The organism is Endozoicomonas sp. ALE010 (assembly GCF_049310165.1).
In the GTDB taxonomy this organism is placed as follows: Bacteria; Pseudomonadota; Gammaproteobacteria; order Pseudomonadales; family Endozoicomonadaceae; genus Endozoicomonas.
Genome location: NZ_JBLYNV010000041.1, coordinates 22,809 through 37,151, shown reverse-complemented (window position 1 = coordinate 37,151; position 14,343 = coordinate 22,809). Strand labels below are relative to the sequence as shown.

At 49.3% G+C, this 14,343-nt stretch carries 15 protein-coding genes; 4 read left to right on the top strand and 11 right to left on the bottom strand.

Translation table 11 applies throughout. The annotated features are described in order from the left end of the window. Position 1: 1 nt before the first annotated feature. Together ACO6UY_RS16230 and ACO6UY_RS16225 are read right to left on the bottom strand one after the other, a co-directional pair. The gene (locus tag ACO6UY_RS16230) at positions 2-490 is read right to left on the bottom strand and encodes a hypothetical protein (RefSeq protein ID WP_422447751.1); all 489 of its coding nucleotides are present in this window, start codon (positions 488-490) and stop codon (positions 2-4) included. A 614-nt stretch (positions 491-1,104) separates the two neighbouring features. Further along, entirely contained in the window at positions 1,105-1,650 is a 546-nt protein-coding gene (locus ACO6UY_RS16225; RefSeq protein ID WP_422490607.1) for a hypothetical protein, read from the bottom strand. 78 nt (positions 1,651-1,728) lie between these two features. Here ACO6UY_RS16225 and ACO6UY_RS16220 point away from each other — a divergent pair, with 78 nt between their 5' ends. Then, entirely contained in the window at positions 1,729-2,217 is a 489-nt protein-coding gene (locus ACO6UY_RS16220; protein WP_422447747.1) for a GNAT family N-acetyltransferase, read from the top strand. Positions 2,218-2,269: 52 nt separating this feature from the next. On the opposite strand, the gene ACO6UY_RS16215 is transcribed toward ACO6UY_RS16220, so the two are convergent. The 3 genes from ACO6UY_RS16215 to ACO6UY_RS16205 are packed head-to-tail and all read right to left on the bottom strand — an operon-like array spanning position 2,270 to position 4,104. Then, complete coding sequence (locus ACO6UY_RS16215; protein ID WP_422490606.1) at positions 2,270-3,382, bottom strand: PilT/PilU family type 4a pilus ATPase; 1,113 nt, start codon at positions 3,380-3,382, stop codon at positions 2,270-2,272. A 46-nt stretch (positions 3,383-3,428) separates the two neighbouring features. Next, on the bottom strand, positions 3,429-3,914 hold the full coding sequence (locus ACO6UY_RS16210; protein ID WP_422490604.1) for a glutathione peroxidase: 486 nt from the start codon (positions 3,912-3,914) through the stop codon (positions 3,429-3,431). After that, positions 3,856-4,104, bottom strand: a complete 249-nt coding sequence (locus ACO6UY_RS16205) for a hypothetical protein (protein ID WP_422490603.1) — start codon at positions 4,102-4,104, stop codon at positions 3,856-3,858. Before ACO6UY_RS16205 ends, ACO6UY_RS16210 begins: the two co-directional genes overlap by 59 nt. Positions 4,105-4,494: 390 nt before the next feature. Here ACO6UY_RS16205 and ACO6UY_RS16200 point away from each other — a divergent pair, with 390 nt between their 5' ends. Further along, positions 4,495-5,238, top strand: coding sequence for a type 1 glutamine amidotransferase (locus ACO6UY_RS16200; protein ID WP_422490601.1), 744 nt, complete (start codon positions 4,495-4,497; stop codon positions 5,236-5,238). Positions 5,239-5,591: 353 nt separating this feature from the next. On the opposite strand, the gene ACO6UY_RS16195 is transcribed toward ACO6UY_RS16200, so the two are convergent. The 5 genes from ACO6UY_RS16195 to ACO6UY_RS16175 form a co-directional block, all read right to left on the bottom strand. Beyond that, a complete protein-coding gene (locus ACO6UY_RS16195) occupies positions 5,592-6,104 on the bottom strand; it encodes a hypothetical protein (RefSeq protein ID WP_422490600.1) in 513 nt (170 codons plus the stop codon). Continuing rightward, positions 6,104-7,900, bottom strand: coding sequence for a DEAD/DEAH box helicase family protein (locus tag ACO6UY_RS16190; RefSeq protein WP_422490618.1), 1,797 nt, complete (start codon positions 7,898-7,900; stop codon positions 6,104-6,106). The genes ACO6UY_RS16195 and ACO6UY_RS16190 overlap by 1 nt, the downstream gene beginning before the upstream one ends. Positions 7,901-7,907: 7 nt before the next feature. Beyond that, positions 7,908-8,276 carry a glutaredoxin family protein gene (locus tag ACO6UY_RS16185; RefSeq protein WP_422490598.1) on the bottom strand — a complete coding sequence of 123 codons (369 nt, stop codon included), beginning with the start codon at positions 8,274-8,276 and terminating at the stop codon, positions 7,908-7,910. Between the two features lie 308 nt (positions 8,277-8,584). Beyond that, the gene (locus tag ACO6UY_RS16180; RefSeq protein ID WP_422490596.1) at positions 8,585-9,961 is read right to left on the bottom strand and encodes a TRAP transporter large permease; all 1,377 of its coding nucleotides are present in this window, start codon (positions 9,959-9,961) and stop codon (positions 8,585-8,587) included. Further along, on the bottom strand, positions 9,958-10,497 hold the full coding sequence (locus ACO6UY_RS16175; RefSeq protein WP_422490594.1) for a TRAP transporter small permease subunit: 540 nt from the start codon (positions 10,495-10,497) through the stop codon (positions 9,958-9,960). The genes ACO6UY_RS16180 and ACO6UY_RS16175 overlap by 4 nt, the downstream gene beginning before the upstream one ends. Positions 10,498-10,841: 344 nt before the next feature. Here ACO6UY_RS16175 and ACO6UY_RS16170 point away from each other — a divergent pair, with 344 nt between their 5' ends. Both ACO6UY_RS16170 and ACO6UY_RS16165 read left to right on the top strand, forming a co-directional pair. After that, positions 10,842-11,243 carry a hypothetical protein gene (locus ACO6UY_RS16170; protein WP_422447733.1) on the top strand — a complete coding sequence of 134 codons (402 nt, stop codon included), beginning with the start codon at positions 10,842-10,844 and terminating at the stop codon, positions 11,241-11,243. A gap of 430 nt (positions 11,244-11,673) precedes the next feature. Next, positions 11,674-12,042, top strand: coding sequence for a helix-turn-helix domain-containing protein (locus ACO6UY_RS16165; RefSeq protein WP_422490593.1), 369 nt, complete (start codon positions 11,674-11,676; stop codon positions 12,040-12,042). Positions 12,043-12,160: 118 nt separating this feature from the next. Here ACO6UY_RS16165 and ACO6UY_RS16160 read toward each other — a convergent pair whose 3' ends face one another. Next, positions 12,161-14,287 (bottom strand): hypothetical protein, encoded by a 2,127-nt coding sequence (locus ACO6UY_RS16160; protein WP_422490592.1) that lies wholly within the window; start codon positions 14,285-14,287, stop codon positions 12,161-12,163. Positions 14,288-14,343 lie beyond the last annotated feature (56 nt).

The following is a 14,343-nucleotide window of genomic DNA, read 5'->3' as shown; positions in this document are numbered from 1 at the left end:
ATCAGATCACTTGAATCCGATATGTAAACTGCTGAACCTCGCCCCCTTTCAATGGACGCTGAACCAGCCAGCGCAGGTTGGTGTATTCCGTGGCCGGAATCACCACCTCTTTCAGCTGGCCATTATTATCTTTACGCAGTCGTTTAACCGGTTCACCTTCCCAGGTTTTTCCGCCATCAATGCTTACTTCAAAGCGGCTGGGCACTACGGTAATGGCGGTTTTGTCCAGATAACGGGTGTTGGCCGGTACCGGCACCGCCACATTCAGGCCCGACATGGCCTCGGCTGAGGTGTTGGTATAGGCCAGCTGATACTCCAGTACGTTGCCCGGCTCGGCAGTGGCGGCTTTCTTCAGGGTCTCTTTACCATTCTCACTGGTGACCACATAGGCCAGCATCTGGGAGCGGACTTTTTCTGCAGCCTGTGCAGTAGACATCATAAACGAGGCCGCAAGCACAACGGCCATGAATACACTTATCATTCGGTTCACAAAAAATACCCTCACGGTATTCATTGATACTGCTTTAAACCGCTTAACTGTCGTTATGGGCAGCGGGCTCAAAACGTCTCAAGTTAAAGAAATTTTTCAAAAAAGAGCCGCAAGATATTAGTTGATGCAACAAGGTGCTTGTGGAATTCACTCTTGTTGAGGCTTTGCACTGCTTGTTTGAAGTGTAAATGCTCGGTATGCCGATGGCGGCTTGCGTAAAATACATACAGAGTCACATGTGTGGTAATTGACTTATATCAATGAAGTAACCTCTTTTCTTATTGTGTTTTTGAATCACATTTTGACACAGTTCTGAAATCAACGAATTTCATGAATTGGTCCATGTATATCTTTCCGGGCAATAGCAGACACCTGAAAAGTGATGTTAATGGATAAGGTGACATGAGAGTTTAATGGCGGTGTTGAATTTGCGGAGAGGTTTGGTATGTATTCCTACAGGGAAGAAGTTGTCGTAAAAGACAGATCAAAAAGCGTTTTCAGGAACCGCAAAGAGCACTAAGCCTATATAAATATACTTGGTGGTCTTTGTGGTTTCAGTGCTTGTGCAACTTTCGTGACAGCCCCGGAACACCGGGAACGACTCCGAAAGAGTATCACTCGGCATTAATTGCCCGAAGAAGGTGACCAAAGTAGCCGCCGGTATCACCGCCTGCCCAGCATTCAGTGTTCTCATCTTGGCAGGAGGGTATGTACTCCTGGCATATAGTGCTGGGTGTTGTATATACAGGGCTGATATCCATATCTAAATACCCTTCGGGATGAAAAATGCGTCCTTTGTACTGCCCCCCTTCCATAGAGACAAAGCCTTTTACGTAAATGTCTTCTTCTACGGGGTAAGATGGCATTTCCATGTCATGTGAATAACAGGCAATAAAGCCATTGATGTCTCCTTCTTCTGCCTGGATTACTGGTATTAGCAAGCCATACAACTTTATGTTCCCCGTTTTCCATGGTTGAGCAGGTTCCGCAAAGCTGAAAAAGCTAATACAGAGCAGTGTTGCAAAGAATATGCTTAAGTGTGTTTTTCCTGTCATGGGTATGATCCTCAATAGTTTGTTCAAAGAATTTGATAGGAAGATCGTACCTTTAGTTCCCTGCAAAGGTGATAACAGGCCGGTCAGTGGTGCTGACACAATCATGTCGGTTTGCAGTGATTTCCATGGTTATTTCAAATATGCTGCATTCACATAATTTTGTGATGGACAGGCAGTACATTGATGATAAGAACCGCCAAACCAGATGATTGTGCCCAGATAGCGGATATCTACAACACCTATGTTTTGCACAGTACGGTTACTTTTGAAGTTAATCCTGTGACCCCTGAAGAGATCGGGAAAAGGCTGGAGAAAGCACACTGTTTTCTGGTCTATGAACAAGAGGGTGAGGTGCTCGGCTATGCCTATGCTGCCCATTATCATGCTCGGGCCGCCTATCGGTATACGGCGGAAGGTTCCATATATTTGCGCGATGGTGCTGGTGGACGTGGCATCGGTACCTTGTTGTATCAGGCGTTATTCAGTGCGGCAAAAGCGTTGGGGATTCGGGAAATGATTGGTGTGATTGCCCTGCCCAATCAGCGCAGCGAGGCATTGCATCAGAAACTGGGGTATAGAAAGGTGGGAGTGATGGAGCGCTGTGGTGTTAAGTTTGATCAGGTTATTGATACATCCATCTGGCAGCGTTCATTAATAGAAGAGCATGGATAGGTGGTTGTGCAGCAGATAAATACCTGTTGCACCGTGTTATTCTCAGGCTGCTTCAATCCGTGGAAATGGTCAAGTGTGACAGAGAATTATCGTCCCCTCCCTGATGACCATGCATCTTTATGAGCAGGCGCATGTTATTGGAGGAGTCAGCATGCTGGATAGCTTGCTGGGCGGTGATTTTTCCAGCCTCAAACAGCTTGAAAATGGATTGGTCAATGGTTTGCATACCCGAGTCTTTGGAGCGCTCCATCAGGTCATGGATTTCATCCACTTTGCCTTTTTTGATGAGATCGGCCAGCGCCGGTGTATTTAACAGGATTTCATGGGAAGGATAGGCGGCCGTACCATCTTCAGAGCTGAGCAGCTGTTGCCCGAGGATTCCCTGCAAGCTCAGTGATAAATCCAGAAGAACCTCTTCATGTTGCTCCCGGGGGAAGAAGTGAATGATGCGTTCCAGCGCCTGATAGGCCGTGTTGGCATGCAGGGTTGCAATACAGAGGTGACCCGTTTGCACAAACTCAATGGTATGCCTCATCACCTCGGGGGTGCGGATCTCACCAATAACCACCAGGTCGGGTGCCTGACGCAGGGCGTTCGACAGACCTTCTTCATAAGATTGGGTGTCCAGTCCAACTTCTCGCTGGGTGACGATGCATTGCCTATGGCTGTGGATAAATTCAACAGGGTCTTCAATGGTGATGATATGCCCTTTACCCGTAGTGTTGCGATGGTTCACCAGGGATGCCATCGCGGTTGTTTTACCGGCACCTGCTGGCCCGGTAATCAGGATCAAACCTCTTTCCTGAAGAATCAGGTCGCAGAAAATCTCCGGCAGGTCAAGCTCCCGGGGGGACGGAATATGGTGGTGAATGCGCCGGATCACCATTCCGGGTTCCCCTCTTTGGAAGAACGCACTGATACGAAAACGACCGGACTCCGGGTTCTGTATCGCGTAATTGCTTTCACGGGTCTCACAGAATTCTTTAAAGCGCTCTTCGCCCATCATGTTGGCAAAACTATGGTGGGCCTGCTTGCTGGTCAGCGAGGTGTTGGCTATCGGTACCAATTGGTCATTGATTTTCAAACAGGGGGGGTAGCCGACCGTCAGAAACAGTTCTGAACCGTTGCGATCAGCCAGCAGGGAGAGTGCTTTGTTAATATCCACGGTATAAGAGTGTCAGGTTGTTGAGACTCTTAATTTGTCGGCTCGCTCAGCTCTCTCTTAATGCTTTGCAGATGTCTTCTTCGATATCTTCCGGCTTGGTGGTGGGGGCATAGCGGTCAATGATCTCGCCCTTACGGCCGACCAGGAACTTGGTAAAGTTCCATTTTATCTTCTGAGTCCCCAGCAATCCGGGCGCTTCGGATTTTAAATCTTTATAGAGTGGCGCGGCATGATCACCATTCACCTCAATTTTCTCAAACATCGGGAAGGTAACCCCGTAGTTCTTCTGACAGAAAGCACCAATCTCTTCGCTGTCTCCGGGTTCCTGACGACCAAATTGATTGCAGGGGAAGCCCAGGATGACCAGCCCCTGGTCCTTGTATTTGTTGTATAGCTCTTCAAGGGTTTGGTACTGGGGAGTGAAGCCACATTTACTGGCAGTATTGACGATTAAAATGACCTTGTTCTCATAGTCAGCGAGTTCTTTCATTTCCCCGCCAAGCAAGGGCATTTTGTACTTCTGTAGTTCCATCGGTAGCGGCTCTTTTTCTGATTAGACCAATGCAGCAGGGTTGCCATCCGAAAGGTGCTTGATAGCCAATATCTTGCTGCACACGTAACATGCAATTTTTCAGTTTATCAATAATGGACAGGATCGGATCAGGAAACAACAAAAAAAAGGCCTGAAATTCAAGCCCTAAAGATGAGGATTTGCGAATCACTGGCATTTGCCAGTTAGTCAGGTCTGAAATTTCGTTCGATGGCAGTCCCTCCATAAGTCAACAGGTTAAGTGCTTGGGTGGCTCAACAAAGGCTTGGGGAGAGTCAGGTTGAGCCGATATGTAATATCTTTAATCTTAATGATAACGATTCTCATTATAATGTTGGGTTTGTGGATAACGCAACTTCTGGATGAAAAAAAATTTAATTATTTGTTCAAGCTTGTTATGGCCTCGGCGTGAGGGCAACGGATATGAGCTTTGTGATGTTGTAGAGGCAACCATGGTTGTGTATAGCAGGCTCTGGGAGGTATGTTTGCTTTGTGTCCGCGATGGGCTTCTTGTCGATATAGACTGTAATAATGCAGAAGACAGGTTTCGGGGAAGCTGGCATTGAACAGGCGACTGGGTATTTTATTGTGCGATGAACATCATCCGGACTCTATTAAGCGTTTTGGCACCTTTGATAATGATTACAAAATGATGGTTGACCGGGTGATGCCCGGTCAGTGGCAGTATTCTGTCTGGCGCTGTTATCAAGGCAGTTTTCCATCCTCCGTTGACCAATGTGACGCATGGATTATCAGTGGCAGCAAGTCTTCTGCTTATGATTCAGAGCCGTGGATCCTGAAACTCAGGCTGTTGATTATCGAGCTTGCCAGGAGTGATGCATTGCTGGTGGGCATCTGTTTTGGTCATCAGATTATTCATCAGTCCCTGGGAGGCAGTGTTCGTAAGTTTCCCGGAGGATGGGGTTTAGGTGCTTATCCGGTGAAAGCGCTGTGTGATTTCGGGTGTTTTAAGTCCGGTAGCATGATTCGCGTTCTGGCTGTGCATCAGGATCAGGTGGATCAAGTGGCTCCGGGCTTTGCCGTGCTGGCAACCTCGGATTTCTGTGAGAACGCCATTACTCGACGGGGGTCTTCCATCCTGACCTGGCAGGCGCATCCTGAATTTGTCGACGGATTTTTTATGGATGTGTGCGATAGGCTGCGCCCCATGGTGGGTGATCGATTAATTGATAAGGCGTTGGGAGCGGTTGGATTGCCTGACGATCGAACTCAGGCAGGCGAGGCTATCGTTCATTTTCTTGCGGGAAATGGGCTTAACAATTCAAGCAGAGTCAGTTTACCGTAAGGGTCTTGGTAAAGTTCCGCTTGCCACTGTGTACCACTGCTCATTTGAAAAGCAAGCAGATAACAGGTGCCAAGGATATTCTGGCGTTTTGCTTCTGTTACTTTCAGTACCGAGTCGTTTTGTAAGTCCCTGGCCGCAAATTTTGCCATGTTCAGCATCTCAGGGTTTGGTGGTATTTCCAGCCAGCCGCTGGCGCTCTTTTTGCCAGCATATTTATTGCCATGCACAGGATTTTCTGTGATGCAGGCAGATAATAAGGTAACCAATAACAGAGTAATAACGGGGAGCTTGCACATCGCTATTCAAACCGTGGTGCTGTTTACCTGATAAAATTTTAGATTATCTTTATTGCCTCAGCTGGAACTTTTTATTTTTTTCCCGGCTCTCTGGCAGAGCATATTCAGCAATAACCCACAGTTGCCTTCTGTAACCTGATCCCGGGGAATCATCTCAAGCCAGCCGCTTTTTCCTGCGATGACAATAATATTGTCTTCTACCGTGATCATCTTTACCTGCTTGTAGGGGCGAAAAGCCGGTTTCAGTAATGATGAACGGATGCTGATGCCATGTTCCTCAAGGCACAGAGTGCGGGTTTCCAGGTCAAGGTCCGGCTGGTAATGAAGACCAAAGCGTTTATGCACGGCATACCTGAGGCCAAGATTCAGTATCAGGAAAGTAATTAAGGCAGAGCCAAAGAGTCCGGAAAGTAGAATGTTGCTCAGGCTGTTCCGAAAGACCAGCAGCGGCATCAGCAAACAGGCCAGTGAGGCAACCCAGATGACCAGCGTATGCTTCGGACTGTATTTTATCATCAACTGATTGATGCGGTTCTGGGTTTGCCCGGTTATGTGATAAGTGACGTGCATCAGAGCGCTTCGGCCTTGCGGTATTTGCCATCGTAGTCGAACAGCTTATCAATGATTTTCCAGTAATGCTTTTCCTTCTGCGCTATCACAAAGTCAGGTTTACGAAATTTCTTGCGGCTGTGGATAACATTATCCACCGTTGACGCCCGGAATGGCTCAGCACGATTAATCAGGGCATGCTTGCCAAAATGATGATAGAACGCACCTTGCTGTGAGGGGGTATCCAGCCTGAAGAACTCATTGACTTCGGCACCGTCTTCATCGTGGTAGGTGATCCGGATGCGCTGTTTGCACTGAGCGTCTTTATCCGCATTCATTTCCATACCAGAACACCGAATCACCAGGCAGTTTTGCAGGTTGAGAGCCTCTCGAAGTTTTTTATCCGGGTCAACCAGTCCGTGCTGGCAACTGTGACACTTTCTGGCGGCTATATCGTTTTCAGCTCCGCACTGGTCACACTCCTTAAAGCGATAGCGGAACTCACATTGCTCTTTCACCTCGCTGCCGTTGTCCGCCAAAAACGTTGCAAAGCCCTGACAGCGTCGACCGTAGTGTTCCACCAGATCACCATCCCCATCAACCACTCCCCAGAAATGGTTCTCATGGCCACAGGCAGGACAGGGAACCGTGACGGGCACCGCTTTGGAATCCGGTTTGGGTTCGCCCACTTCCGGGCTGTATAAACTGAAGCGGTTGCCCGCATAATCAATAATCAGGCACTCTTTTTTGTCCGGTGCCAGGCGCAGCCCCCGGCCAGCGATCTGCTGATAAAGGCTGACGGACTCTGTTGGCCGCAGTATGGCGATCAGGTCTACATGGGGGGCATCAAAACCGGTGGTGAGCACTGACACATTCACCAGGAATTTAAGCTGCTGCTGTTTGAACGCGGCAATCAGGCGGTCCCGCTCTTTTGCGGGTGTATCGCCAATAATCAGGGCGCTCTCATCGTCTGGCAGGTAACCCATAATCTCACGGGCATGGTCTACCGTAGAGGCAAACACCATGACACCTTTACGGGTAGTGGCTTCTTTTTTTACCTGATTGATGATTTCCCGGGTGGCCCGGGTTTTCCCTTTCAATAGCTGATTCAGCTCCTGCTCGCCATAGCGTCCAAAGCTATCCCGGGAGAGTTGGCTGAAGTCGTAGAACACAATGGGGGCATCAACCACTTCGGGTGTCGTGAGATAACCATTGTCAACCATGTAAGACAGTGGCAGCTCAAACAGACACTCTTTGAAAAAGCGAGGCTCTTCAGTTCTGACCGACCCCTTATTGTCAGCGCTTTGATAATACTGGTACAGCCAGCCCATTCCCAGGCGATAGGGGGTTGCTGTCAGACCGAGAACCTTAAGGTTTGGATTCAGACGTTTAAAGTGGTCAATGACCTTGTGGTAACTGGAGGTTTTCTCCATGGATACCCGGTGGCACTCATCAATAACCAGCAGGGTAAATGCTTTCTGACCCGGTGCGTTCTGAAACTGTTCAAGATTTCTGACCACACTTTGCACACTGCCAAATATCACCTGTTCAGAGGCTTCTTTCTGCCCAAGTCCGGCACTGAAGATGGAGGCTTGCAATCCATAGCTTTGGTATTTGCCGTGGTTCTGTTCCACCAATTCTTTCACATGGGCCAGAACCAGAACGCGGCCACGGGCAATGTGGGCCAGCTCGGAGATAACCAGACTCTTGCCAGCGCCAGTGGGCAGCACCAGCAGGGCCGGGTCATTGGATTTGCGAAAATGCCGTATCACACTGTGAACGGCATCTTTTTGATAGGGGCGGAGCTGGTAGACCATTTCGGGATTAGCCAAAGCTCTTTTGCAGATATTGGATAATATCGCCGGACTCATACATCCAGATATCGTCTTTGCCCGCTTCCTGAATACGTAAGCAGGGTACCTGAACCTTGCCGCCCATCTGTTGCAGCGCATTACGGGCCTGAGTATCGTTCATGGCATCCAGGGTCTGGATATTCAGGCCCAGTATGTGAATGGCCCTGCGGGTTTTGATACAGAAAGGGCAGGCCGTGAACTGGTAGAGCGTCATATCGGCCGTTTGTGCATCCACCCGGGCCTGCTGCTCTGGTGAACGTGCCATCGCTTTAGGGCGGGTCAGCTTATCCGCTGCCGCAATACCGTAGCCTAATACATTACGAATAATTTTTAATAACATAGGTTTGAGTACCAGTGAAAAGTCCCATTGTATCAGTTAAGCCAAAGCCTTTGACTGATGGCCATGGATTTATACGAAATCAAGTGCCCGATGTATGATGTGCCATGGATAAGAAATGACAATTATATTTTGCATGGTTTCAATGAGTGGTTGTCGTGCCTCCGCACTCCGTTCGTCCTGAAGCCTGTCGAAGGACCCATAGGGCCTAAAGGCGGAAACTCCGGACTCTGATAGATCGTGCCAAGCACCCTTCGACTCCGCTCAGGGTGAACGGAGACTGTACACGTCAAACTCATTGAAACCATGTACTAGTTATAAACCTTATCTGGCAACCAGGTTGCCAGTTCTGGCCATATCGCTAACGCACACAATACCATCAGTTGAATGATGATGAAGGGAATCACCCCTTTGTAGATATCGGCTGTCGCCACTTCTGGCGGTGCAACCCCCCGTAAATAGAAAAGGGCAAAACCAAAAGGTGGCGTCAGGAATGAGGTTTGCAGATTGACTGCAATCATAATCCCCAACCAAACCGGATCCAGCCCCATCGCCAAGAGCACAGGGGCAACCATGGGCACGACGACAAAGGTAATCTCGATAAAATCGAGAATAAAGCCCAGCAGAAACATCACCAGCATGACAATCAGTACGGCGGTAAACACCCCGCCGGGCATGGCTTCAAAATAGCTGTGAATCAACTCTTCACCATTGAAGCCACGAAATACCAGGGAAAAAATGGAAGCTCCAATCAAAATCATGAACACCATGCAGGTGACCTGTGTCGTTGAGCGAACCACTTCTCTCAGCGTTTTGATACTGAGTTGTCGGCGCAGAATCGCCAGCAGGATCGCACCAACCGCACCGACACTGGCCGCTTCGGTTGGTGTTGCGGCACCGGCCAGGATCGAGCCCAGAACTGCGACAATTAACACCAGCGGTGGCAACAGGCAGGATAACAGGGAACGGTTGCTGCCCATGGACACCAGATCGTCGTCGGTCAGTGCCGGTGCCGCATCCGGTTTAACGCGGGCAACCACCACCAGATAGACGACATAACAGAAAACCAGCAGCAAGCCGGGAATGATGGCACCAACAAACAGATCGCCAACAGATACCGTATCCGGTGAGAAGACACCCATCTTTATCTGTGACTGCTGGTAGGCACTGGATAACACATCGCCCAGCAGCACCAGGGCAATGGAGGGGGGAATAATCTGCCCAAGGCTTCCCGTGGCACAGATCGTACCGGTTGCCAGTGCCGGGGAATAGCCCCGACGCAGCATGGTGGGCAGGGATAACAAACCCATAGTGACCACCGTGGCACCGACAATGCCGGTACTGGCGGCCAGCAGCATGCCAACCACAATCACCGAGAGACCAAGGCCGCCCCGGGTTTTGCCAAACAGCCTTGCCATGCTTTCCAGCAGGCTTTCTGCCACTTTGGATTTTTCCAGCATCACGCCCATAAAGACAAACAGTGGCACAGCAATCAGGGTCTGGTTGGTGATAACACCAAACAGTCGGCTGGGCAGGGCGTTCATCAGCGAGAAATCAAATACGCCAAACAGTGATCCGGCTCCGGCAAACAGCAAGGCGGTACCTGCCAGGGAAAACGCTACGGGATAACCAGCCAGCAGCACCAGGCAGACGGTGGCAAACATCAGAAAAGGAATGGCGTCCATCATGATCTGCCCTCCTGGTGGCTTTCACCGGTAAGGATCATCAGAGAACGCATCAGTTCGGCAACGCCCTGAAGCAGAAGGGTAACCACCATTACCAGGAGCAGGCTTTTCAGCAGATAGATAAAAGGCAGCCCTCCGGGATCCTGGGACTGTTCCAGAATGTGCCAGGAACGTGCGATGTAATCCCAGCTCATCGCACCAATAAACAGACAGACCGGCAGCAACAGGAACACGGTGCCCAGACTGTTGACCAGTGCCTGCTTCCGTGGGCTCATGGTTCGATAGAAGACATCCACCCGGACATGGCCATTGTGCCTGAGTGTGTAGGCGCTGGCACCCAGGAAGACCATGGCGTGCAGATACATGGCCGATTCCTGCATGGCGATGGAGCCGATATTGAGCAAGTAGCGCAAAACCACCACGGTACAGACGACGAATACCAGCAGTAATGTCAGCCAGCTGATCAATCTTCCGGTGTGTTCTGTGAATTGGTCGATGGCGGCCACCACCGACCTGGCAAGTTTCCAGGTGGGATTCATACTGTCTTTCCCCCGACAGCCAACGCATTCAATGCTTGGCTGCTTGTTATTATCATTATTTTTCAGTGTTCCATTACCAGACCCTGAAAGGGGCATTTTTGATGCTTGATTAAAAAAGTGCAGTAAACAGAACACGTTAAGCGAGGCCATTATAGGCTTTCCCATGAGGGTTGAGCAATTTCACTATCTCACGACCGCTCATGAGCTTTGTGAAGGTTGATGTTTTCCATGCCGCGAAAGGTGTCCGGTGATGATTACCGGTATTGTGTTGGCAGAGGGGGGAGGGGGCGTCCTTTGGGGGCAGTCTATACTTGGTTGTTTATTGGATGACAGGTCAAGAAATTATGTCGGAATTTGGATTTTTGGGAGAACGTATAGAGTTTTATCTTGGGGCTGAATGGGACGAGGAACCAGTCACAGAAGAAGAAATGAAAACCGAGTTTGAATATATTAATGAACTTGAAGACTGGATAGAAGAAGCAATCAAATATGGCCGCACAAATGGATATGGCTATGATTTTACAGAAACGGAATACATGGTAAGAAAGGATAGATATGAGAAACTTTTCCCTGTAACAAAGAAGGCATGGAGAGACAGAGTTATAAAAGGTAAGGAGGAAGGTGTGGATATACTTGATTTTCCCAAATGGCATGAAAACATGATTAAAAAAGTCCGTCAGCGACAACACAGAGATACAAGAACAAACACAATGATCGCTATAAAAAAAAGGCTCGAAGGCCGGTGATAGGGCGTGGTTTCTGGGCGATGGTTATGTTGCTTATGCGAAATGAGTTTGCATAAGCAGAGTGTTATGTTCACCCGCGCAGGCCGCATTGTGCAACTGGTTCTTTGATACTGTTCTTTAATCTTGTTTGTATCAACTGGTTGATATTGAAATTCGCTCAATTTCGGTGGGGCTATCGACGGGTTGATAGGCTGGCACTCACTGCCCGATTGGGTGATGCTTTACGCAGATTTGCGTATAAGATAAAAAATTTATAAAAAAATCAATATTTTTTGTCTTTTATTGAGGCTCAACTATATTTGCTGCGCATAAGAAAAAACCCGGTCACAGGAGTTGGTCCTCCTACCGGGTTTTCCTCTCAAAATATGAGCTGTTGCTCGCGGAGCAGTATAGCATGGTTTCCTTTGCTTACGGGATTGGTTTGTTAAAAATGATTCGGGTCAAACTTAAAAATAAAGGGATGGAGGCGCTGACACCGACGCAAAGATACTTGCTGGTCGTACTGGTAACGTTTGCCAATACTGAAGGCGAATGCTGGCCAAGCCAGAAACTGTTGGCAGATATGGTCGGCACCAGTCAACCCACCATCAGCGCCGGATTAAAAAAGCTGGAAGAAGAAGGCTTTATAGAAAGTTGTTACCGTACTAACCAGAAAGGGGGCAACATCTCCAAGCTGTATCGAATGTTGTTCGAGCCGTTCGTGTTCAAGCAGATAAAAGAGGATCATTACAACTGCTTCGGCCAGCGAATCGACGATCCGAGAATAACCGATACGTCATGGGCAGAAAACCTGGAGTAAAGCAAACATAACAACAGCACCCAGCGGACGGCGCTAGACGCGCCGCCCCTTACGCAAGAGGTTATGAGCTTTTTCCGAGCCACCTTGATGGAACCGGGCGCAGTGGCCCGAAATATCGCTATGGACTGAATTCAACGTGCATAGTGTCGTCCAGAGACATGCCAGCAGCGACAAGACGCCAGATTTCCACGGTGTACTTGCCACTTAAGGTCACCACCTGCCTGCTATCAGCACTGAAGTCGGCGCACTGAACCGGGTCGGCATGCTTCAGAACAGTCTTCTTCTCCCAGTCGCCTTCGGGATTCCGGCCCAGGATGATTGCAGTGCCATCCGCGCTTGCGGTCACTAAAAGGCTGGCATTGGCGTTGAAGCGTGCGGAGTTGATCGGGCCGTTATGGGTGACAGTGGCTCTTGGTCGCCAATTGCCATGCTCATCGCGACCGTAGATTTCTGCCTCATATTCGGTATTCAAGTTCTCTTCGTAGCAACAGAAAGAGACAATATGACAGCTATCAGCACTGAAACTGGCCTCAATTTTTGGCAATTCCGAGTCATGGACATGTTTAGGGCTAATGGTGGCTTTTTTTATCCAGCTCGCGGCTCCGTCATAACCGTATATGCAGCAGCAGGCACCATAATCCGGCATGGTGACTACCACATGGCTGCTGTCGGGACTGAAAAAAGCTTTTTTCATTTTTTGCTGCAAGAGAATAGATTTCTTTATCCAGTTGCCGTGTTCGTCATAGCTGAGGATGTCCAGGCTACGAAGATCTTCGGTAGCCATCACATGGCAGCTATCGGGGCTGAATTGGGGGGATAGGTCAGGATGATTGTCTTCAAAAATGGGAATATGGTCAGTTTTCCCAGTCCAGTTGTCGATGCCGTCATGACTGAAGATGGTTAGGGTTTTGCTCCTGGTTCCGGGTTTTTGGTTGACGGTAAAGACATGGCGACCATCGGGGCTGGCTGTAGCATGCATGATACTGTAGTCATTGTTATTGAGTCTGATGCTCTCCATCGTGTTGCCATCTTTTTTGTTCAGGCGAAGGATTTTTGCCATCTCCCTGGACCCAAACATCAGTAACGGGTTGCCATTGGGGTTAAACCTGACGCGTTTGGCACTGGGGTCGCCAATGGTTTCTGATGTCCAGCCACCCTCATCATTCTGACTGAGGATTTTGGCGCTCGGGCCGGGGGTCCAGGGGGACAATGGACGGGCCAGTACCTGGCTGCCATCGGAGTTGAAGCAGACCTTCCAGCACATGCCATCGGCCATGTCCGCTGTTAACGTCCAGTGACCCGCGCCGTCCCAGCTGTGGATTTTGATACTGCCATCATCACAGGTAATGACTGCCTGATGACCATCGTAACTCAGGTCAGCTGATATGATCCTGTCTTCATAGACTGTAGTGAGTTGCTCTGTGCAGCTGTGATCGGGGTTGTAGGCAAAGATTTTCGCAGTATGGCCGTCATCCCAGGTCAATACATGACGGCCACGGGCGATGAAGCTGGTCATGAGGGTGGTTGAAGCCGGTTCTTCGGGGTTGCGCCAGGAGTGATAGCTGAAGCCAGCTTGTTCATGCCATTGGCCGTTACCTGTGCAGCCAAGGATTGTTGCGGTATTGCTGCTTCTGAAGATCACTAAATGGTTGCCATGGGTGCTAAAGCTGACGTCATTGACTTCCGGTTTTTCAAAAATGCGCTTTTCCAGCACCGGTTCGAATTGTTGACAGCCAGCCATGAGTTGACCCACCTTGTAAAACAGGGCATGGGGGAAGTATTTCTTTTTTTGTGGTTCACTGGTTTTAAGACCATCGTCTTTTATTTGCTCTGGAAGGAATTGGCTGAGGAGTTCATCGGCGACTGTTGTATTCGTGGTAAATTGTTCCAGCCAGTTCAGCAGGTCATGATCACTGATGCCCCGGGCGATCTCTTTGAACTGGTTTTGCTGGTGTTCTGCCAATGTTGCAAACCACCTTATGGCCAGCACATGTTCCCTGGTGATTACCTGATGAAAAAACTTACACGTTTTTGCGATGGCGATTATATCCCGGGAAGGCAAGCAGCGCAGCAGCGTGCACATGGGAATCTGTGGCAATTTCAGCAATGCACTCTGGTCTTCGTCGGGAACAATCGAGATACCGCTGCTGCTCCACACACAGCGGGACGCCTCAGGTGTTACTCCGGCACATTCCGGACTGCTGCCATAACGGCCGTTGTTGTTCTCGGTAATGGAAAGTGCCATGGTGAGTTGCCCTCGTCTGGTGATTGCCGGTCCGTTACCTTGGATGGAAAAGTTGG

Bases quoted from the DNA above. Each gene is read 5' to 3' on its own strand.
- ACO6UY_RS16225 (WP_422490607.1), bottom strand. From the start codon at position 1,650: ATGATTGTGTCAGCACCACTGACCGGCCTGTTATCACCTTTGCAGGGA.
- ACO6UY_RS16165 (WP_422490593.1), top strand. From the start codon at position 11,674: ATGATTCGGGTCAAACTTAAAAATAAAGGGATGGAGGCGCTGACACCG.
- ACO6UY_RS16175 (WP_422490594.1), bottom strand. From the start codon at position 10,497: ATGAATCCCACCTGGAAACTTGCCAGGTCGGTGGTGGCCGCCATCGAC.
- ACO6UY_RS16160 (WP_422490592.1), bottom strand. From the start codon at position 14,287: ATGGCACTTTCCATTACCGAGAACAACAACGGCCGTTATGGCAGCAGT.
- ACO6UY_RS16220 (WP_422447747.1), top strand. From the start codon at position 1,729: ATGATAAGAACCGCCAAACCAGATGATTGTGCCCAGATAGCGGATATC.
- ACO6UY_RS16180 (WP_422490596.1), bottom strand. From the start codon at position 9,961: ATGATGGACGCCATTCCTTTTCTGATGTTTGCCACCGTCTGCCTGGTG.
- ACO6UY_RS16190 (WP_422490618.1), bottom strand. From the start codon at position 7,900: ATGGTCTACCAGCTCCGCCCCTATCAAAAAGATGCCGTTCACAGTGTG.
- ACO6UY_RS16195 (WP_422490600.1), bottom strand. From the start codon at position 6,104: ATGCACGTCACTTATCACATAACCGGGCAAACCCAGAACCGCATCAAT.
- ACO6UY_RS16185 (WP_422490598.1), bottom strand. From the start codon at position 8,276: ATGTTATTAAAAATTATTCGTAATGTATTAGGCTACGGTATTGCGGCA.
- ACO6UY_RS16170 (WP_422447733.1), top strand. From the start codon at position 10,842: ATGTCGGAATTTGGATTTTTGGGAGAACGTATAGAGTTTTATCTTGGG.
- ACO6UY_RS16210 (WP_422490604.1), bottom strand. From the start codon at position 3,914: ATGGAACTACAGAAGTACAAAATGCCCTTGCTTGGCGGGGAAATGAAA.